At 72.0% G+C, this 19,714-nt stretch carries 14 protein-coding genes; 10 read left to right on the plus strand and 4 right to left on the minus strand.

Annotation, left to right across the window (positions count from 1 at the left end; translation table 11 throughout):
• Positions 1 to 177 precede the first annotated feature (177 nt).
• The 5 genes from ACNF49_RS12000 (at position 178) to gatB (ending at position 7,139) form a co-directional block, all read left to right on the plus strand.
• The gene (locus ACNF49_RS12000) at positions 178 to 2,250 is read left to right on the plus strand and encodes a putative bifunctional diguanylate cyclase/phosphodiesterase (RefSeq protein ID WP_482943699.1); all 2,073 of its coding nucleotides are present in this window, start codon (positions 178 to 180) and stop codon (positions 2,248 to 2,250) included.
• A gap of 69 nt (positions 2,251 to 2,319) precedes the next feature.
• Positions 2,320 to 3,765: an ATP-binding protein gene (locus ACNF49_RS12005; RefSeq protein WP_482943700.1), complete on the plus strand. Its 1,446-nt coding sequence runs from the start codon at positions 2,320 to 2,322 to the stop codon at positions 3,763 to 3,765.
• A gap of 97 nt (positions 3,766 to 3,862) precedes the next feature.
• Positions 3,863 to 4,162 (plus strand): Asp-tRNA(Asn)/Glu-tRNA(Gln) amidotransferase subunit GatC, encoded by a 300-nt coding sequence (gene gatC, locus ACNF49_RS12010; RefSeq protein ID WP_101787882.1) that lies wholly within the window; start codon positions 3,863 to 3,865, stop codon positions 4,160 to 4,162.
• The gene (gene gatA / locus ACNF49_RS12015) at positions 4,159 to 5,649 is read left to right on the plus strand and encodes an Asp-tRNA(Asn)/Glu-tRNA(Gln) amidotransferase subunit GatA (RefSeq protein ID WP_357973265.1); all 1,491 of its coding nucleotides are present in this window, start codon (positions 4,159 to 4,161) and stop codon (positions 5,647 to 5,649) included. The genes gatC and gatA overlap by 4 nt, the downstream gene beginning before the upstream one ends.
• Before the next feature lie 2 nt (positions 5,650 to 5,651).
• Positions 5,652 to 7,139 carry an Asp-tRNA(Asn)/Glu-tRNA(Gln) amidotransferase subunit GatB gene (gatB, locus tag ACNF49_RS12020; RefSeq protein WP_357973517.1) on the plus strand — a complete coding sequence of 496 codons (1,488 nt, stop codon included), beginning with the start codon at positions 5,652 to 5,654 and terminating at the stop codon, positions 7,137 to 7,139.
• Positions 7,140 to 7,337: 198 nt separating this feature from the next.
• Here gatB and ACNF49_RS12025 read toward each other — a convergent pair whose 3' ends face one another.
• The 3 genes from ACNF49_RS12025 to ACNF49_RS12035 are packed head-to-tail and all read right to left on the minus strand — an operon-like array spanning position 7,338 to position 10,331.
• Positions 7,338 to 8,873 carry a tripartite tricarboxylate transporter permease gene (locus ACNF49_RS12025; protein WP_357996273.1) on the minus strand — a complete coding sequence of 512 codons (1,536 nt, stop codon included), beginning with the start codon at positions 8,871 to 8,873 and terminating at the stop codon, positions 7,338 to 7,340.
• A gap of 1 nt (position 8,874) precedes the next feature.
• Positions 8,875 to 9,360, minus strand: coding sequence for a tripartite tricarboxylate transporter TctB family protein (locus tag ACNF49_RS12030; protein ID WP_357973260.1), 486 nt, complete (start codon positions 9,358 to 9,360; stop codon positions 8,875 to 8,877).
• On the minus strand, positions 9,360 to 10,331 hold the full coding sequence (locus ACNF49_RS12035; RefSeq protein ID WP_357973258.1) for a tripartite tricarboxylate transporter substrate binding protein: 972 nt from the start codon (positions 10,329 to 10,331) through the stop codon (positions 9,360 to 9,362). The genes ACNF49_RS12030 and ACNF49_RS12035 overlap by 1 nt, the downstream gene beginning before the upstream one ends.
• A 145-nt stretch (positions 10,332 to 10,476) precedes the next feature.
• Between ACNF49_RS12035 and ACNF49_RS12040 the strand changes: the two genes are divergently transcribed.
• The 3 genes from ACNF49_RS12040 (at position 10,477) to ACNF49_RS12050 (ending at position 14,785) form a co-directional block, all read left to right on the plus strand.
• On the plus strand, positions 10,477 to 12,042 hold the full coding sequence (locus ACNF49_RS12040) for an ATP-binding protein (protein WP_482943701.1): 1,566 nt from the start codon (positions 10,477 to 10,479) through the stop codon (positions 12,040 to 12,042).
• Complete coding sequence (locus ACNF49_RS12045) at positions 12,039 to 12,701, plus strand: response regulator (protein ID WP_482943702.1); 663 nt, start codon at positions 12,039 to 12,041, stop codon at positions 12,699 to 12,701. The genes ACNF49_RS12040 and ACNF49_RS12045 overlap by 4 nt, the downstream gene beginning before the upstream one ends.
• A gap of 200 nt (positions 12,702 to 12,901) precedes the next feature.
• Positions 12,902 to 14,785, plus strand: coding sequence for a VanW family protein (locus tag ACNF49_RS12050; protein WP_482943703.1), 1,884 nt, complete (start codon positions 12,902 to 12,904; stop codon positions 14,783 to 14,785).
• On the opposite strand, the gene ACNF49_RS12055 is transcribed toward ACNF49_RS12050, so the two are convergent.
• Positions 14,782 to 15,873, minus strand: coding sequence for a PQQ-dependent sugar dehydrogenase (locus ACNF49_RS12055; protein WP_482943704.1), 1,092 nt, complete (start codon positions 15,871 to 15,873; stop codon positions 14,782 to 14,784). The two genes, ACNF49_RS12050 and ACNF49_RS12055, sit on opposite strands and share 4 nt — an antisense overlap.
• 125 nt (positions 15,874 to 15,998) lie before the next feature.
• Here ACNF49_RS12055 and ACNF49_RS12060 point away from each other — a divergent pair, with 125 nt between their 5' ends.
• Together ACNF49_RS12060 and ACNF49_RS12065 are read left to right on the plus strand one after the other, a co-directional pair.
• Positions 15,999 to 16,817, plus strand: a complete 819-nt coding sequence (locus ACNF49_RS12060) for a 2-hydroxyacid dehydrogenase (RefSeq protein ID WP_482943705.1) — start codon at positions 15,999 to 16,001, stop codon at positions 16,815 to 16,817.
• A gap of 235 nt (positions 16,818 to 17,052) precedes the next feature.
• Positions 17,053 to 19,668 (plus strand): putative bifunctional diguanylate cyclase/phosphodiesterase, encoded by a 2,616-nt coding sequence (locus ACNF49_RS12065; protein ID WP_482943706.1) that lies wholly within the window; start codon positions 17,053 to 17,055, stop codon positions 19,666 to 19,668.
• Positions 19,669 to 19,714 lie beyond the last annotated feature (46 nt).

A 19,714-nucleotide genomic window follows, 5' to 3' on the forward strand; every position in this document is an offset into this window, starting at 1 on the left:
GGGCGCCCGGCGGGCTGGGGATCAGAGTTGTGTACGGACTGTCGATGGCCGCGCTACCCATAGTGGTTTTTGGGTATATGTCGGAAAGGAGAAGTGACGGAACGTACGCGCTTGGTTTCGCGAAGTGGGGTGAAGGTCGTACCCTCCCATAGTGACCTAATGGGGGTTCTGTTACCGATGACTGACCCAACCGACACCCGTGACACCGGTCCACGCGTCGGCACGCCGCTCTGGGCGTTCCTCGCGGGCATCACCGTGATCGGCTTCACCGCGCTGATCGTGGCCCTGCTCAGGCTGGATCCGGCCGCGCTGGCGGAGCTCGCCCGCACCCCGCTGTTCTGGGTGCTGGCGGTGCTGGTGATGCTGGGCGAGCTGCGGCCCGTCATGGTGTCCTCGGCGACCGCGGTCGGCGGCACCTACCCGTCGACCATGTTCACCTTCGCGGTGCTGCTGCACTTCGGGCTGTCCACGGCCGTGCTCATGCAGGCCGTCGCCATCGCCATGAACGGCGTCGTGACGCGCAAGGCGTGGCACCGGGTCATGTTCAACGTCGCCCAGTCCACCCTCGCGCTCACCGCCGCGGCCGTGGTGCTCGGGCTGTTCGGCGTCGTGCCGGGCCCGGCCGTGCCGTGGACGCCCACCGGGGCCGACCTGCCGGCGATCGCGCTGGCCGGCGTGGCCTACTTCGCCACCAGGGCCGCGCTCGTGTCCGGGGCGGTCGCCCTGCACGAGCGGCGCTCGATCGTCCGCGTGCTGCGGGTCACCGCCGGGCCGCAGGGGCTCGTCTACACCGCGCTGCTGGGCCTCGCGCCGCTGGTCGTCGTGGTGATGGACCATTCCCCCGGCCTCGTGCCGCTCTTCGTCGCCCCCCTCGCCGCCGTCTACTTCACCGCCACGCTGTCCATGCGCCGCGACCACCAGGCCATGCACGACGAGCTGACCGGCCTGCCCAACCGCAAGATGCTCATCGTCAGCACGGAGGAGGCGCTGGCCGAGTCCCGCCACGACGAGCGGGTCGGGCTGTTCCTCCTCGACCTCGACCGGTTCAAGGAGGTCAACGACACGATGGGCCATCCGGTGGGCGACCGCCTGCTGCAGATGGTGGCCCACCGGCTCACCCACTCCGTCCGTCCGGGTGACGTGGTGGCCAGGCTCGGCGGCGACGAGTTCGCCGTGCTGCTGCCCTCGATCAGAGACGCCAACGCCGCCAGGGAGGTGGCCGCCAGGCTGCGGGCCGCCCTGACCGAGCCCGTGCGCCTGGAGGGCATGAGCTTCGACCTCGACGGCTCGGTCGGCATCGCGCTCTTCCCCGACCACGCCCCCGACTTCGAGCTGCTGCTGCAACGCGCCGACGTGGCCATGTACCTGGCCAAGGAAGGGCGTACCGGGGTAGAGCTCTACCAGCCCGACAAAGACCGGAACTCGCCCGAACGGCTCAACCTGCTGGGCGACCTGCGTCGCGCCATCGACAACAGCGAGCTGCAACTGCACTACCAGCCCAAGGTCAGCCTGGCCGGCGGCGCGGTGACCGGGGTGGAGGCCCTGCTGCGCTGGTGCCATCCGGTGCACGGGCCGATCCCGCCGTCGGACTTCGTCCCGCTGGCCGAGCAGACGTACCTGATGCGCCAGCTCACTGAATACGTCATCGAGGCCGCGCTCGAGCAGGCCGCCCGCTGGTGGCACACCGGCCTGCAGGTGCAGATCTCGGTCAACATCTCGGCCCGCGACCTGCTCGACGCGGCGCTGCCCGAGCAGCTGGAGGTCGGCCTGACCCGGTACGGCCTGCCGCCCGCCGCGATCCAGCTGGAGGTCACCGAGCGCATCCTGACCGGCGACCAGGCCTACACCCAGGAGACCATCAAGGCGCTGGCCACGCTCGGCGTCCCGCTGTCCCTCGACGACTTCGGCACCGGCTACTCCTCGCTGATCAGGCTCCAGCGCCTGGCGGTCTCCGAGGTCAAGATCGACGCCTCGTTCGTCCGCCGCATCGCCGAGTCCGAGGACGACGACCGCATCGTCCGCTCGATCGTCGACCTGGTCCGCTCGCTCGGCCTGCGCTCGGTGGCCGAGGGCGTGGAGTCCGACGACGTCGCCCTGCGGCTGGCCGAGATGGGCTGCGACCTGGGCCAGGGCTGGCTGTTCTGCCAGCCCATGCCGGCCGCCGAAGCCACCGCCTGGCTCAGGGGCCGCTGCGAGCCGGCGCCGGCGATCGAGTTCGGCTACCAGTCCGAGGTCACCCAGACGGCCTGAACGATTACAGGAGTCGACTTCGTCGAAGCACACTTCGTCGAAGTACACTTCGATGTCTCTGGGGGCGTCTTGATCCCGAAGCCTGAACGGATCTTCGCGCGCGACTTCGAGTGGGAGGCTCTGACCGCCTTCGTCGAGCGTTCCGGTCCCCGGCCGCGGCCCCGGCTCGGCGTCGTCAGCGGCAGGCGCCGCCAGGGCAAGACGTTCCTGGTCGAGTCGCTCGCGCGCAAGACGGGCGGCTTCTATTTCGGCGCGACAGAGGGCACCCCGACGGAGTCGCTGAACCTCTTCGCCGCCGCCCTGGCCCGGTACGTGGGGGCTTCGGCGCCGTTCCGTTTCACGACCTGGGACGAGGCGATCGGCCAGCTCTTCGCCGTCAGCGCCGAGCGCCGCGCTCTCATGGTGATCGACGAGTTCCCCTACCTCAGCAAGGCGTCGCCGGCCCTGCCCTCGATCATCCAGCAGGCCATCGACCGGGCGGTCTTCGACGAAGTGCCGGCGTCCCTGCTGTTGTGCGGCTCGGCGATGTCCGTGATGGGCCGGCTGCTGGCAGGCAACGCGCCGTTGAGGGGGCGGGCTTCCATGGAACTCGCGGTCCGGCCGTTCGACTACCGCCTCGCCGCCCAGTACTGGGGGATCACCGATCCGCAGCTGGCCGTGAAGGTGCACGCGATCGCCGGCGGGACCCCCGCGTACCTGCCCCTGGCCAACGACGACAGGCCGGACGGCCTGGAGGACTTCGACGCCTGGGTGCGGCGCACGGTGCTCTCGCCCTTGACCCCGCTCTTCAAGCAGGCCCGCCATCTCCTCGAAGAGGAGGCGGAGGTGCGGGACACCGCCATGTACAAGTCCGTGCTGGCGGCCGTGGCCACCGGGAACGGCACCCGGGGCGGCATCGCGAGTTATGTGGGGCGCAAGGCGTCCGACATCGGCCATCACCTCAACGTGCTGGAGGACAGCAACCTGCTTCGCAGGGAGGTGGACGTCTTCCGCTCCTCGCGGTCGGTCTACCGCGTGTGCGAGCCGCTCATCCACTTCTACGAGGTCGTGATGCGACCGCAGTGGGGGCCGCTGGAGAGCGGCCGGGCCGAGTCCGTGTGGCAGGACGGCCGGGCCGGCTTCAGCGACCAGGTGCTCGGCCCGCACTTCGAGGAGATGTGCCGTCAGTTCCACCTGCTGGAACCCGATGTCCTGGGAGACTCGCCCGGCGAGATCGGCGCGGGAACCGTCGTCGACCCCGTACGGCACGAGCAGATCCAGATCGACGTCGCGGTCTTCGCGCCGGCGATGCGCGGCGAGCGCAAGCGGGTGTTGTCGCTGGGCGAGGCGAAGTGGGGCAAGGTCATGGGCCCCCGGCACGTCGCCCGGCTCAGGAGGGCGCGGGACCTGCTCGACGCCAAGGGGTACGACGTGCGGGACGCCAAGCTGGTCTGCTACAGCGGGGCGGGATTCGAGGCCGCGCTGGCCCAGGAGAGCGACGTGCTGGCGATCGGCCTGGACCAGCTCTACGGATGAGTGTGTTTCCGCCGGGTTAAGGGTTCGGGCCTGCGGCGTCAAGCCCCCTAGGATGGCAGTGTCCCAAACTCCATCCACGAAACGGGTTCAACGACTCATGTCCGCCATAACCCGCGACGAGGTCGCCCACCTGGCCCGGTTGTCCAGGCTGGCGCTCACCGACGACGAGCTCGACCACTACGCCACCCAGCTCGATGCCATCATCGAGTCGGTCGCGAAGGTGGCCGAGGTCGCCGCCGAGGACGTGCCGCCTTCGTCGCACGCGCTTCCGCTGACCAATGTCTTCCGCGCCGACGAGGTGCGACAGTCCCTGACGCCCGAGCAAGCCCTTTCCGGCGCTCCCGCCGTCGAGGACGACCGCTTCCGTGTGCCGCGCATCCTCGGGGAGGAGGCATGAGTCTGATCCGCAAGACCGCCGCCGAACTGGGCGCGATGATCGCCGCGGGTGAGGTGTCGGCCGCCGAGGTGGCCGAGGCGCATCTCGACCGCATGGCCGAGGTGGAGCCCAAGGTCCAGGCGTTCCTGCACGTCGACCGGGAGACGACCCTTGAGCAGGCGCGGGCGGTCGACGCCCGGCTGCGTGCGGGCGAGAAGCTCGGGCCGCTGGCCGGGGTGCCGGTCGCGCACAAGGACATCTTCGCCACCCGCGACATGCCGACCACGGCCGGGTCCAAGATCCTCGAAGGGTGGCGGCCGCCGTACGACGCGACCGTGACCGCGCGCCTGCGCGCGGCCGGGCTGGTCATCCTCGGCAAGACGAACCTCGACGAGTTCGCCATGGGCTCCTCCACGGAGAACTCCGCCTACCACCCGACCCGCAACCCGTGGGACCTGGACAGGATCCCGGGCGGCTCGTCCGGCGGGTCCAGCGCGGCCGTCGCCGCGTACGAGGCGCCGCTGTCCACGGGCACCGACACCGGTGGCTCGATCCGGCAGCCCGCCGCCGTCACCGGCATCGTGGGCATGAAGCCCACCTATGGCGGTTCGTCCCGGTACGGGCTGATCGCGTTCGCGAGCTCGCTCGACACGCCGGGGCCGTTCGCGCGGAACGTGCTCGACGCGGCGCTGCTGCAGGAGGCGTTCTCCGGGCACGACCCGATGGACTCCACGTCGGTCGACGCGCCGGTACCGAGCGTCGTCGAGGCGGCCAGGAACCCCGACGTGTCCGGCATGCGCATCGGCGTGGTGAAGGAGTTCGCCGGCGAGGGCTACCAGCCGGGCGTGCTGGCCCGCTACCACGAGGTCGTCAAGCTGCTGGAGTCGCTGGGCGCCACGGTCGTCGAGGTGTCCTGCCCGTCGTTCACGACCGCGCTGCCGGCGTACTACCTGATCGCGCCGTCGGAGTGCTCGTCCAACCTGGCCCGCTTCGACGCCATGCGTTACGGCCTGCGCGTCGGCGACGACGGCACCCGCAGCGCCGAGGAGGTCATGGCGCTGACCAGGGCGGCCGGGTTCGGCCCCGAGGTCAAGCGGCGTATCATGCTGGGCACGTACGCGCTGTCCAGCGGCTACTACGACGCCTACTACGGCCAGGCGCAGAAGGTGCGCACGGTCATCTCGCGGGAGTTCCAGGCGGCCTACGAGCAGGTCGACGTGCTGGTCTCGCCGACCACGCCGACCACGGCGTTCCGGCTGGGCGAGCGCACCGACGACCCGATGGCGATGTACCTCGCCGACCTGTGCACCATCCCGTCCAACCTCGCGGGCAACGCGGCCATCTCGGTGCCGTGCGGCCTGGCCGACGAGGACAACCTGCCGGTCGGCCTGCAGATCATGGCCCCGGTTCTGGCCGACGACCGTTGTTACCGCGTCGGCGCCGCCGTCGAGAAGGCCCTGGAGAGCCGCTGGGGCGGCCCGCTGCTGAAGGAGGCCCCGTCGCTATGACCATGGTCTATGACGAAGCGCTCGACAGGTTCGAGCCGGTGCTCGGGCTGGAGACGCACGTCGAGCTCGGCACCAAGTCGAAGATGTTCTGCGGCTGCAAGACCGCCTTCGGCGCCCCGGCCAACACCCAGGTCTGCCCGACCTGCCTGGCGCTGCCCGGCTCGCTGCCCGTGGCCAACGCCATGGCCATCGAGTCGACGATCCGCATCGGCCTGGCGCTGAACTGCTCGATCGCCGAATGGTGCCGCTTCGCCCGGAAGAACTACTTCTATCCGGACATGCCGAAGAACTACCAGATCTCCCAGTACGACGAGCCGCTCTGCTTCGACGGCTACGTCGACGTCGAGGTCAACGGCGAGACCGTGCGCATCGAGATCGAGCGGGTGCACCTGGAGGAGGACACCGGCAAGTCCACCCACGTGGGCGGCGCGACCGGCCGCATCCACGGGGCCGACTACTCGATCGTCGACTACAACCGCGCGGGCATCCCGCTGGTGGAGATCGTCACCAAGCCCATCCCGGGCACCGACCGGCTCGCGCCGGAGGTGGCCAAGGCGTACGTCACCGAGCTGCGCGAGATCATGCGCTCGCTCGGCGTGTCCGACGTGCGCATGGAGGAGGGCTCGCTGCGCTGCGACGTCAACGTCTCGCTCATGCCGCGCGGGTCGTCGGAGTGGGGCACCCGCACCGAGACCAAGAACGTCAACTCGCTGCGCAGCGTCGAGCGGGCGGTGCGCAGCGAGATCGAGCGCCAGGCGGGGGTCCTCGCCGAGGGCGGCAAGATCATCCAGGAGACGCGGCACTTCCACGAGGACACCGGCACCACCACGTCCGGCCGGTCCAAGGAGGAGGCCCAGGACTACCGGTACTTCCCGGAGCCCGACCTGGTGCCGATCGAGCCCGACCCGGCGTGGGTGGCCGAGCTGAAGGCGGCGCTGCCCGAGCTGCCGTCGGTCAAGCGCAAGCGGCTGCAGGCCGAGTGGGGTCTGTCCGACCTCGACATGCAGGCCATGCACAACGCCGACGCGATCGACCTGGTCGAGGCCACGGTCGCGGCCGGCGCCCCGGCGGCCGACGCGCGCAAGTGGTGGATGGGCGAGCTGGCGCGGCGCGCCAACGAGAGCGGCGTGGCGCTGGCCGAGCTGCCCATCACGCCGGCCCAGATCGCCAGGGTCACCGAGCTGGTGGCCTCGGGCGCGCTCAACGACAAGCTCGCCCGGGAGGTGCTCGAAGGCGTGCTGGCCGGTGAGGGCACGCCCGACGAGGTGGTCGAGGCGCGCGGCCTGCAGATCGTCAACGACGAGGGCGAGCTGTCGGCGATCATCGACCAGGTGCTGGCCGGCAACGCGGACGCGGTCGAGAAGGTGCGGTCCGGGAAGATCGCCGCCGCCGGTGCGCTGGTGGGTGGCGTGATGAAGGCCAGCCGCGGCAAGGCCGACGCGGCCCGCGCCCGGCAGCTCATCCTGGAGAAGCTGGGCGTCTCGGAGTAGGCACGGCCCATCCGCGGGGCCTGCGGTGGTCCCGCGGATGCGCGCACATCGGCGGGGCCCCTGGTGGTCCCGCCGATCCGGACATATCGACGGGGCCACCGAGGGGGCGCGCTCGCGGGCGCCGTGCCTTCCGCGCGTTCCGCCGCCGGAAGGCGGGTCCCAAGAACCACCGGGCGACGTTCCCGGTGGGCGGGCCGGTCAGTCCTCGCGTGACACGGGTGTGACCGCATCGACGCCGCGGCGTGCCATCAGCCGCCCCATCAGCCGCCGCAACAACGGCGTGAGCAGCGCGAGCAGGGCGAGGGCGAGGAGCACGGCGGCGATCGGGCTGCGTACCAGCACGCTGACGTCGCCCGCGCCGATGGCGAGCGCGCGGCGGAGCTGGATCTCGGCCATCGGCCCGAGGATCATGCCGATCACCGCGGGCGCGACGGGCAGGCCGAAGCGGCGCATGGAGAACCCGAGCAGGCCGAGGACGTACAGGACGAACAGGTCCACGACGGTGCCGTTCACGGCGTAGACGCCGAGCGCGGCGAACAGCACGATCCCGGCGTACAGGTACGGCCGGGGGATGCGCAGGACGCGTGCCCACAGGGGAGCCAGCGGCAGGTTCAGCACCAGCAGCATCGTGTTGCCGACGAACAGCGAGGCGATCATCGCCCACACCAGCGCCGGGTTGTGGTCGAAGAGCTGGGGGCCGGGCTGCAGGCCGTACTGCTGGAAGGCGGCCAGCAGGATGGCGGCCGTGGCCGACGTGGGCAGGCCCAGCGTGAGCAGCGGGACCAGGGTCCCGGCGGCCGAGGCGTTGTTGGCCGCCTCCGGGCCCGCGACGCCCTCGATGGCGCCCTTGCCGTACTCCTCCTTGGCAACGCCCTTGGCCAGGCGTTTCTCGGCCGCGTACGACAGGAACGTGGGGATCTCCGCGCCCCCGCCGGGCAGCGCGCCGAACGGGAACCCGAGCGCGGTCCCGCGCAGCCAGGGGAGCCAGGAGCGCCGCCAGTCGGCGCGGCCCATCCACGCCCGGCCCACGGGCACCACCTCGGGCGCGGCGTGCCGCAGCCGGGAGGCCACGTACAGGGCCTCGCCGACCGCGAACAGGCCGACCGCGACGATCACCACGTCGATGCCGTCGAGCAGCTGCGGGACGCCGAGCGTGAGCCGCGCCTGACCGGTCTGCTGGTCGATGCCGATCAGCCCGATCACCAGCCCCAGCCCCAGGGAGGCCAGCCCGCGCACGACCGAACGCGACAACACCGACGACACGGCGGTGAAGGCCAGGATCGCCAGCGCGAAGTAGTCCTCGGGGCCGAACGAGATCGCGAAGCTCACCACGGCGGGCGCGGCCACCACCAGCAGCGCGGTGGCGATCGTGCCGGCCACGAACGACCCGACGGCCGCCGTCGCCAGGGCCTGCGCCGCCCGCCCGCGCCTGGCCATCTTGTTGCCCTCCAGGGCGGTGATCATGGAGGACGACTCGCCGGGCGTGTTGAGCAGGATGGAGGTGGTCGAGCCGCCGTACATGCCGCCGTAGTAGATGCCGGCGAACATGATGAACGCGCTGGCCGGCGGCACGGTGAAGGTGATCGGCAGCAGCAGCGCCACGGTCATCGCGGGCCCGATGCCGGGCAGCACGCCGACCAGGGTGCCGAGGGTGACGCCGACCAGGGCGTACAGGAGGTTGACGGGGGTGAGCGCGGCGGCGAAGCCGTCCATGAGGAGCTGGAACGAGCCCATCTCAGATCACCCCGCCGAGCGGGCCGGCCGGCAGCGAGACGCCGAGGCCCTTGACGAACAGCAGGTACGTCGTCACGCCGAGGACCACGGCCACCACGGCGGCCCGCACCTTGTGCTCGGCCCCGAGCACGACCGACAGGCCGAAGAACAGCAGGCTCGCGCCGATGACCCAGCCGAGCACGTCGAGGAGCGCGGCGAAGGCCAGGAAGACGCCGCTGACCAGCCCGACGCTGCGCCAGTCGGTGGGCGCGTCCGCGTCCACGTCCTCGCTCTCCTCGGGGTCGCCGGCGCCGCCGCGCAGCACGTCGATCACGTAGAACAGGCCGATCAGCACCATGGCCCCGCCGACCAGCATGGGGAAGAAGCGCGGCCCGAGGCCGAGCTGGGAGGCCGCGGCCGAGACGTCGAGCGTGCCGACCATCACGAACACGCCCAGCCCGAGCACCACGACCGCCAGCCCGAGTTCGGGCCGCCACCAGCGAGCCATCAGGACACGAGCCCCATTTCGGCGATGATGCCCTTGACCTTGGTCTCCTCGGACTTCAGGTAGTCGGCGAACTGCTGCCCGGTCTGGAAGGAGTCGATCCAGCCGTTCTTGGCGACGGCGTCCTTCCAGGGCTGGGAGTCGTGCATCTTGGTGACCAGGTCGGTGAGGGACTTCTTGGCGGCGTCGTCCAGGCCGCCGGGGGCGACGAAGCCGCGCCAGTTGGCCAGCTCGACGTCCAGGCCGCCCTCCTTCAGCGTCGGCGCGTCCAGGCCGGCCACGCGCGAGCCGCTGCTGACGGCCAGCGCCCGCAGCTTGCCGGACTTGACGTGCTCGGCGAACTCGCCGACGCCCGAGATGCCCGCGCTGACCTTGCTGCCCAGCAGCGCGTTGAGCGCCTCGCCGCCGCCGGAGTGGGCGATGTAGTTGACCTGCTTGGGGTCCACGCCCGCGGCCTTGGCCATCAGCCCGGCCACGATGTGGTCGGTGCCGCCCGCCGAGCCGCCCGCGACGGAGACCTTCGCCGGGTCGGCCTTCCACGCGGCGACCATGTCGGCCAGCGTCTTGAACGGGGAGTCGGCCGGGACCACGACGATCTCGTACTCCTCGGTCAGCTTGGCGATGGGGGTGGTCTCGGCCAGGGTGACCTTCGACTTGTTCTGCTCGATCGCGCCCACCATGACCAGGCCCATGGTCATCAGCAGGTTGCCGTTGCCCTTCTCGCCGGCGAGCTGGGCCAGGCCGATCGTGCCGCCCGCGCCCGGCACGTTGTAGACCTCGACCTTGCGCTTGGGGTCGGCCGTCTTGAGGGCCTGCTCGGCCGTACGGGCGGTCTGGTCCCAGCCGCCGCCGGCCGCCGCGGGGGCCATGATCCGCAGGGATCCGTCGCCGCCGGAGGCGCCGGTTTCGCCGCAGCCGGACAGGGCGGCGACGGAGAGTGCCGCCAGGGCGGCGGCGAATACGCGCAAGCGCATGATCACTCCAAGGGGGGATTCGCACAGTCGTAGGGCTGCGATGGTGATGCCCGTTCCCTGCCCGGTCGAGGCTTTGGGCGGTTGCCGTCATAGTGGTCGTATTGGTCGCGACCTGGCCGTGACCTGGCTTTGTTTCCATGTGGGCGTGCGCAGGGTTACCGACGCCCCCCTCGGCACCCAGCTGTTCGTGCTCCAGATGGTGATCGTGCTGCTCGCCGTCGGAGGCACGGCAGGCGTGTGGGCGGGGCACACGAGGGAGCAGCTCGACGCGCTGCACCAGCAGCGCGCCCTGGCCATCGCCCAGTCGGTGGCCGCCCTTCCGCAGGTGCGCGACGCCTTCCGGCTGGAGAACCCGGAGTCGGTGCTGCAGCCGCTGGCGCTCAGCGTCCAGCACGAGACCGGAGCCGACTACGTGGCCATCGCCAACGCCGAGCAGAAGCGTTACGCCCATCCCAACGCCGCCCTGATCGGCAAGCGGCTGTCCACCGACGGCACCGCGGTCCTGCGTACGGGCCGGAGCTGGGTCGGCACCGAGACGGGCACGATCGGCACCACGGTCAGGGGCAAGACTCCCATCCGCGACGAATACGGCAACGTCATCGGCCTGGTGTCGGTCGGCGTGCTGCAGACCACGGTCACCGGCCAGCTCGGCGGCGCGCTGCCGCCGCTGATCTGGACCGCGCTGGCCGTGCTGCTGGCCGGTCTGGCGCTGGCCGCGCTGATCACCGCCCGGGTACGCAGGCAGACGTTCGGGCTGGAGCCGCGCGAGATCGCCGCGCTGCTGGAGCAGCGCGAGGGGGTGCTGCACGGCGTGAAGGAGGGCGTGCTCGCCCTCGACCTGGCCGGGCGGGTCACGCTGGTCAACGACGCGGCCCGCGACCTGCTCGGCGACCTCGGGGCCGACGTGACCAGCATGCCGGTCTCCGAGCGCATGCGCGACGTGCTGACCGGCGCCGACCCGGGCGAGGACCGCGTGGTGCTGCACGGCGAGCGGGTGCTGGTGCTCAACAGGACCCCGGTCGCGGTACGCGGCCGGCACCGCGGCTGGGTCGTCACCCTGCGCGACCGCACCGAGCTGGTCCGCCTGGCCCGCGAGCTGGACGACACCAGCAGCGCGACCGAGGCCCTGCGCGCCCAGGCCCACGAGTTCGCCAACCGCATGCACACCGTCGTCGGCCTGCTGGAGCTCGGCGAGCACGAGGCCGCGATCGGCTTCATCACCCGCACCACCTCCGGCGCGTACGCCACCGGCCTGCGCGAACGCGTCCAGGACCCCACGCTGGCCGCGCTGCTGCTGGCCAAGTCGGCCGAGGCGGCCGAGCGCGGGGCGCGGCTGGTGCTGGCCGAGGACTCCGCCGTGCCGGAGGGCGCGCTCGGCGACCCGCAGGACGCCGTCCTCGTGGTCGGCAACCTGGTCGCCAACGCGATCGACGCGCTCGACGGCGCGGGCGGCACGGTCGAGGTCTCGGTCGTGGCCGACGCCGATGGCCTGCACGTCCGCGTCGGCGACTCGGGCCCCGGCATCACCCCCGAGCTGGTGGAGGAGGTCTTCAGGGAGGGGTTCACGACGAAGGCCGCCCTGTCGGGGCCGCGCGGCCTGGGCCTGGCCCTGACCCGGCAGGCGTGCCTGCGCCGGGGCGGCTGGGTCCGGGTGCGCAACGCCGGCGGCGCCGTCTTCACCGCCCTGCTGCCCGCCGAGGCCCGCGCGTGAACGACGTACGGGTCCTGGTGGTGGACGACGACTTCATGGTCGCCCGCATCCACGGCGGGTACGTCGCGCGCGTGCCCGGCTTCGAGGTCGTCGCCGTGGCGCACACCGGGGCCGACGCGCTCGCCGCCGTGGCCGAGCTCCGGCCCGACCTGGTCCTGCTCGACATCTACCTGCCCGACATGTCCGGCCTGGAGGTGCTCAAGGCCATCGACGACGTGGACGTCCTGATGATCAGCGCGGCCCGCGACGTCGCCACGGTCAGGGAGGCCATGCGCGGCGGCGCGGTCAACTACCTGATCAAGCCGTTCACCGCGGCCGCGCTCACCGAACGCCTGCGCCAGTACGCCGACACCCGCAGGAGGCTCACCGCCATCGGCCCCCAGGCCCGCCAGGACGACGTGGACCGGCTGTTCGGCGCGCCCAAGCAGCCCGTCCCGGTGCCCAAGGGCCTGTCGCCGGCCACCTGCGCGCTGGTGGCGCAGGCGCTGCGCGCGGCCGGGCGCGACCTGTCGGCGGCCGAGACGGCCGAGCTCACGGGCCTGTCGAGGGTGAGCGCGCGGCGGTATCTGGAGCACCTGTGCGCGTCGGGCCGGGCCGAGCTCCACCCCAGGTACGGCACCGCGGGACGGCCGGAACATCGCTACCGGTGGCTAGGTTGACACACTTCCGTATTCGTTTCTGGTGACATAGTCGGACACTCGTGCCTTACTGTTGCCTGAGACTTGGCTGCGGACCGGGAGGAGATTGAGGCGTGCGAAACGCCGGACCGATCGAATCACCGACCGACCCGTTCGCCTCGGTGCCGATGCCCACGTCGGGTGTCTCCAAGAAGCCGCGGATCGAAGGATTACCTCCGGGCGTGTCCCGTGACATCTTCGGCCCGCAGGACCAGCAGGAGCCCCGGCCGGCCCCAGGACCGAGCGCGCCCGGCGGTCAGACCGGCGGTGCGCTGCCACCGAAGGCGCCGCCCGCGCAGCCGTGGCCGATGAAGGACAAGGACCCCGCCGCGCCCGCCCCCGTGTTCGGGGGCGGCGGCGACCGGCCGCCCGCCTTCGAGCCTGAGCCCGCCCGCCGGCGCCGTCTGCTGCCCGGGGTGCTGGTGCTGGTGCTCGTCCTGGCCACGCTGGCGTACGTGGTGCCGGCCGTGATGATGTCGGGGGCCGTGCTGCGCGGCACCCGGGTGGGCGGCGTGGAGATCGGCGGCCTGACCGTCACCCAGGCGGCCGACAAGCTGCGCACCGAGCTGGGCCCCAGGCTCAGCCGGCCGGTCACGGTGAACATCAACGGCAAGAAGGACACCGTCCAGCCCGACGAGGCCGGACTCGAGCTCGACGTGGTCGGCACCATCGGGCAGGCCCCCAGCGGCTTCCCCGGCCCCGTCGAGGTCTGGCGCGGCCTGACCGGCACGACCGACGTCCCGCCCAAGATCACCATCGACTCCTCCCAGCTCACCAGGACCGTCGAGGGCCTGGCCGAAGGCGTGGACAAGCAGGCCCGCGAGGGCAGGGTGACCTTCTCGGGGCTGGAGCCCAAGGCCCGCATGCCCGAGGACGGCGTGCTCCTCGACCGGGACGACGCCGTGCGCCGGATCGGCGAGGCGTTCCTGCGCGGCGGCGGCGCGGTGGTGCTGTCCATGCGCCCGGCCAAGCCCGCCACCTCGACCGAGAACGTCGAGTCGGCCCTGGCCGCGGCCAGGAAGGCCGTCTCCGCGCCCGTCACGCTGACCCTCGCCGGCAAGCAGGCCCAGCTCACCCCGGCCATGATCGCCGCCCATCTGACCTACGTGCCGGACGGTGACGGTGCGCTCGTCCCCGAGTTCGACGCGGAGGCCGCGCTCGCGCCGGTGGAGAACAGCCTCGTGGACGCCACCCAGCAGCCGCGCGACGCGACGTACCAGATCGTCGGCGACAAGCCGGTGCTGGTGCCCGCGCGCAAGGGCAGGGGCGTGAACGCCAAGCTGCTGGCCCGCGACGTCGAGAAGCTGCTCGCCTCCGCCGGCCCCCGGACCGTGGAGGTCAAGCTGGGCGTGGTCACCCCGGAGGTCACCACGAGCCAGCTCCGCGGCCTCGGCATCAAGGAGAACGTCGGCACGTTCAGCACGACCTTCGACTGCTGCCCGCCGCGCGTCACCAACATCCGGCGCATGGCCCAGCAGCTCGACGGCAGGCTGGTCAAGCCGGGCGAGACGTTCTCGCTCAACGAGGCGACCGGCGAGCGCACGGTCGAGGACGGCTACGTCCGGGCCGGCCAGATCGTCGGCGGCCGGATGGTCGACATCGTCGGCGGCGGCGTCTCCCAGTTCGCCACCACCCTGTACAACGCGGCCTTCCTCGGCGGCTTCGACCTGGTCGAGCACGAGCCCATGGACTACTACGCGCCCTCCTACCCGGCCGGGCGCGACGTGGCGCTGCTCTACCCCGACCGCGACCTCAAGTGGCGCAACGACTCCGAGTACGGCGTGCTGATCAAGACCGCCACCACCGCCACGACGGTCAGCGTCACCCTGTGGAGCACCAAGCGGTACGACAAGGTCGAGGCGGTCGAGTCCGAGCGGCGCGACTTCAAGCCGTTCGGCCGGGCGACCAGCGACGAGCCGGGCTGCGTGGCCGCCACCGGCCAGCAGGGCTTCACGATCGACGTCACCCGCGTGTTCCACAAGGACGGCGAGATCGTGAAGAAGGACAAGAAGCTGGTCACCAAGTACCGGCCGCAGACCGCGCTCACCTGCGGCGCGGCCGGCTAGGACGTGGCGACCGACAGGATCCGGTCGTCACCCGCACGCGGTGAGCCGCGGCCGTCCTTGTTGCTGGTGCTCACCCACAGGCCGCCGCCGGGCGCCGCGGTGACCGCGCGCAGCCTGCCGTAGCGGCCGGTGAAGCGGGCCACGGGCGTGCCCGGCGAGCCGTCCGGGGCCAGCGGCACCTGCCACAGCCGCTGGCCGCGCAGCGTGCCCACCCACAGCGCGCCGTCCGCGTACGCCATGCCGGACGGCGACGCCTCGCCGGTGGGCCAGGTGAGGATGGGGTTGACGAACCGGGCGTCCTTGCCCTTGCCCTCGACCTCCGGCCAGCCGTAGTTGGCGCCCGGCCGGACCAGGTTGATCTCGTCGTAGGTGTCGGCGCCGAACTCGGAGGCGTACAGGCGGCCCGCGGCGTCCCAGGCCAGGCCCTGGACGTTGCGGTGGCCGTAGCTGTAGACGAGCGTGCCGAACGGGTTGCCGGGGGCGGGGGCGCCGTCCACGGTCATGCGCAGGATCTTGCCGCCGAGCGAGTCGCGCCGCTGGGCAAGGCCGCGGTCGCCGGTCTCACCGGTGGTGGCGTACAGGTAGCCGTCGGGGCCGAAGGCGAGCCGGCCGCCGTTGTGGATGCCGCCCTTGGGGATGCCCTCCACGAGGAGCCGCTCGTCGCCGAGGCCGTCGTCGCCGAGCCGGTAGCGGACGATCCGGTTGTCCTGCTCGGCGGTGTAGTACAGGAAGACCTGCCGGTCCTTGACCGCCACGCCCAGCAGGCCGCCCTCGCCGCCGGGCCGCGCGTCGCCGATCCGGGCGACCTCGGTGACCGCGCCCGCGGGGGTGACGCGCAGCAGCCTGGCCGTGTCCCGCTCGGTGACCAGGGCGTCCCCGCCGGGCAGGAACGCGATCGCCCACGGCACGGCCAGGCCGGTCGCCACGTCCTCGGGAGCGCGGGGCGCCCTGGCCGCCGGGATCGAGGCCGTCGGGGCCGAGACCGCCGGGTCCGGGACCGCCGGGTCCGCCGCCGCCGTCGGCGCCTCGCCGCCGGCCGAGCAGGCGGCTAGCGCGGCCAGGAGCACGATCGTCCAGAGCTTCCTCATGTGTTCCATACTTCCCCGCGGGTCGTAAGGTTCTCGGCATGAAGATCTGGGTTCCGTCCGAAGCGGCGGCGGATGTCCTGTCTGACATGCCAGGCGTCGAATGCACTGTTTACGATGGTTCGGCCATGCCGGACGGCATCGAGGACGTCGAGGTCTGGATCCCGCCGCTGGTCGTGGTGCCCGACGTGCCGGGGACGCTGGCGCGGATGCGCTCGTTGCGGCTGGTGCAGACCGTCACCGCGGGGGTGGAGCCGTACCGGCCGCACCTGCCCGAGGGGGCGGTGCTGTGCAACGCCCGCGGCGTGCACGACGCCGGCACCGCCGAGTGGGCGGTCGGCGCGATGATCGCGGTGCTCAGGGAGTTCCCCGGATTCACCGACGCCCAGCGCCGCGGCGAGTGGACCTACCACCACACCGGCGTGCTGGCCGACTCCACCGTGCTCATCGTCGGCCACGGGTCCATCGGCGCGGCGGTCGAGCGGCGGCTGAGCGGCTTCGAGGTCGAGGTCGTCCGGGTGGCCAGGAGCGCGCGCGAGGGCGTGCACGCCATGGAGGAGCTGCCCGCGCTGCTGCCGTCGGCCGACGTCGTGGTCCTGCTCGTGCCCGCCACGCCCGACACCGCCGGCATGGTCGACGCCGCCTTCCTGGCCCGCATGAAGGACGGCGCCGTCCTGGTCAACGCGGCCAGGGGTGGCGTGGTCGACACCGAAGCCCTGATCGCCGAGCTCAAAACCGGTAGGCTACGCGCCGCGCTCGACGTCACCGCGCCCGAGCCGCTGCCGGAGGGCCACCCCCTTTGGAGCGCTCCGGGCGTGCTGATCACGCCGCACATCGCGGGCAGCACCCCCGCCTCCGTACGGCGCACGCTCCGGCTGATCCGCGAGCAGCTCGGGCGCTACCGCGCAGGTGAAGAGTTGATCAACGTCATTACCGACTCGTATTGAGAGGATCCCGGAACGTGGCTGGTCCGTGACCTTTCGTGCGTACGGTGGCGTCTGCAGGGAGTTCCTGACTCGCTGTCAAGGAACTCTTGGCGGAAATTGGTCTGTGTGGTTATCAGATCGGTGACGACATCGGCGTTGTCACCACCCGCGCATCCGCGACCGCACACACTGGCGATGTGAGCGCCGGGCTTCGGCGGTCACTGGTGCAGGGTTCAAGACAGGATGGGCAACGACTGTGATCCGCTGGCGTGATCCACGGGCGCCGCTGGCCGCCGCAGGGGCGGCCGGAGTGGTGGCGTTCACCGCCGCGCTCCTCTCGGGCGGGCCGGCCGTGCTGACCGGTGCCGTGGCGGGAGGCGTGGCGGCCCTGGTCGCCGCCGCCTCGCTGCTGGTGGCCTCGGTCAGGTCGGCCGAACACCGCTCGATGGCGATGGCCGCGCGCTGGATGGGCGGCGGCGCCGTCGTGTGGCTCGCCGGCGTGGCGCTGCGCGCGGTGGCCACCAGCTTCGTCGTCAGCTTCGCCGATCTGTTCGTCCTGCTCGGCACCGTGATCATCGCGGGCGGCGCGCTGATCGCCGCCGACCGCAGGTTCCCGGCCAAGGTCGTGTTACGGCATCTCACGGACGCGTACCTGTGCGCGGCCTCGCTCTTCCTCGTCGGCTGGGTGGTGGCGCTGCGCCACTACTACGAGGACGCGGGCGATGCGCCCACGTTCACGTTCGCCATGGTGCCGCCGATGATCGCGTTGCTGGTCACCTGCGGGGTGATCCCCTCGGTGCTCACCAGCCGGGCGGGCTCCTGGCTGCTCGGCCTGGCCGGGGTGGGCGTGCTGGCCACCATGACCGTCGGCGGCCTGTCGGCCGCCATGGCCCGCCTGGCCGGCGACCCGCCGCCCATGTGGACCGTCATGCTCGTGCCCGTCGCGCTGCTGCTGCTGGCCGCGGTGCCCTGGGGGCCGCGGGCGCGGCCGGTCGGCGGTCCCGTCGTGCGCAACGTGGTCGCGATGATGCCGCTCGCGCTCGTCGCCGTGGCCGCCTGCACGCTACTCGCCCACCTGGCGGGATCCCGGGCCGCGCAGCCGGTCACCGGCGTCGTGGTGGTCGCGGTCTCCGTGGTGCTGCTCCTGCTCGTCCGCCTGTTCGTGCTCTCGGCGGCGTCCATCCGGCTGCGCGGCCTGGTCTCGCTGGGCGAGCGGCAGCTCAGGGAGCTGGCCGAGAGCACCGGCGACGTGGTGCTGCTGTGCGACTACGAGGGCGTCGTCCACGAGATCGGCGCCGGTGTCGAGGTCACGTACGGCTACCCGCCCGAGGAGCTGGTCGGCGGCTCGATCTTCGACTACATCCACCCCGAGGACGTCCCGGGCATCCAGGCCGCGATGCGCGCCATGACCACCGACGAGGAGGGCGCCGCGCCGGGCGCCTGCATGATCGCCTGCCGGGTGCGCGCCGCCGACGGCACCTGGCGGCCCACCGAGTCCGTCGCCACCCGCCACATCGGCGGCGACGACCTCATGCTCGTCACCACCCGCGACGTCAGCGACGAGGAGGCCCTGCGCAACCAGGTCGCCCACCTGACCTTCCACGACGGCGTCACCGGGCTGCCCAACCGCGCCTACTTCGAGGAGCGCACCCGCGAGGTGCTGTCCGGGCGCACGTCCGGCAACGTCGCGGTGATCTTCCTCGACCTCGACGGGTTCACCTCCGTCAACGACTCGGTGGGGCACGCCAGCGGCGACTACCTGCTCGGCCAGGCCGCCCGCCGGCTGCGCGGGGCCGTTCGCGCCGACGACACGCTGGCCCGGTGGGGCGGCGACGAGTTCGCCGTGCTCGTGGAGACCGGCGGCGACGCGCAGATGGCCGTGGACATGGCCGAGCGCCTGGTACGCGCGGTCTCCCAGGAGCCGTTCCGGGTGGCCGACCGCGACGTGGCGCTGACCGCGAGCGTGGGCGTGGCCTTCACCGAGGACGGCCTGCCCGCCGGCGACCTCATGCGCAACGCCGATGTGGCGATGGCGCGTTCCAAGGAGCTGGGCGGGCGGCGGGTCGAGGTGTTCGCCGCGCAGATGCACGCCGACGTGGTGCGCCGCCTGGAGCTGGCCGCCGACCTGCAGCGGGCGCTCATCGAGCAGCAGTTCGCCATCGAGTACCAGCCCGTGGTCGACCTGGCCACCTCCCGGGTGACCGCGGTCGAGGCGCTGGTGCGGTGGTGGCGCGGCTCGGTGTTCGTGCCGCCCGAGCAGTTCCTCGGCCCGGCCGAGGACACCGGGCTGATCGTGCCGCTGAGCGAGTGGATCCTGCGCGAGGCGTGCCGCGAGGTGGCGTCCTGGCGGGCCTCGTCCTGGGACATCGGCCTGTCGCTCAACCTGTCGGCCCGGCAGATCACCGCCCCCCGCTTCGTCGAGACCGTCGAGCAGGCGCTGGCCGAGAGCGGCCTGCCCGCCTCCGCGCTCACCCTCGAGGTGATCGAGGAGATGCTCGTCGAGGACGCCGAGGAGACCATCAGGCGGCTGTCGGAGCTGCGCGCGCTGGGCGTGCGGCTGGCGATCGACGACTTCGGCACCGGCTACGCCTCGCTGGCCTTCCTCAGGCAGCTCCCGGTCGACATGATCAAGATCGACCCGTCGTTCGTGTCGGGCCTGGGCAGGGACGACACGCTCACCCTGCTCACCCGTACGATCGTGCGGCTCGGTCACGACCTCGGGCTCACCGTGGTGGCCGAGGGCATCGAACGCCCCGAGCAGCTGGAGCTGCTGCGCGAGATGGGCTGCACCAGAGGGCAGGGATTCCTGGTGGCGCGTCCCATGGCGGCCCGCGGAGTGGACAGTCTCATGCGTACGAGTCTCACGGTTTGAGACTCGCGTCCCGCCAAGTTGACATCGGGGCGTTCTGAGCGGCTAT

This window comes from Actinomadura sp. ATCC 39365, from assembly GCF_054392275.1.

What these genes read in the sequence shown, in the direction of transcription:
- gatA (WP_357973265.1), top strand. Translation starts at nt 4,159, where the DNA reads ATGAGTCTGATCCGCAAGACCGCCGCCGAACTGGGCGCGATGATCGCC.
- ACNF49_RS12035 (WP_357973258.1), bottom strand. Translation starts at nt 10,331, where the DNA reads ATGCGCTTGCGCGTATTCGCCGCCGCCCTGGCGGCACTCTCCGTCGCC.
- ACNF49_RS12030 (WP_357973260.1), bottom strand. Translation starts at nt 9,360, where the DNA reads ATGGCTCGCTGGTGGCGGCCCGAACTCGGGCTGGCGGTCGTGGTGCTC.
- ACNF49_RS12060 (WP_482943705.1), top strand. Translation starts at nt 15,999, where the DNA reads ATGCCGGACGGCATCGAGGACGTCGAGGTCTGGATCCCGCCGCTGGTC.
- ACNF49_RS12025 (WP_357996273.1), bottom strand. Translation starts at nt 8,873, where the DNA reads ATGGGCTCGTTCCAGCTCCTCATGGACGGCTTCGCCGCCGCGCTCACC.
- gatC (WP_101787882.1), top strand. Translation starts at nt 3,863, where the DNA reads ATGTCCGCCATAACCCGCGACGAGGTCGCCCACCTGGCCCGGTTGTCC.
- ACNF49_RS12000 (WP_482943699.1), top strand. Translation starts at nt 178, where the DNA reads ATGACTGACCCAACCGACACCCGTGACACCGGTCCACGCGTCGGCACG.
- ACNF49_RS12055 (WP_482943704.1), bottom strand. Translation starts at nt 15,873, where the DNA reads ATGAGGAAGCTCTGGACGATCGTGCTCCTGGCCGCGCTAGCCGCCTGC.
- gatB (WP_357973517.1), top strand. Translation starts at nt 5,652, where the DNA reads ATGGTCTATGACGAAGCGCTCGACAGGTTCGAGCCGGTGCTCGGGCTG.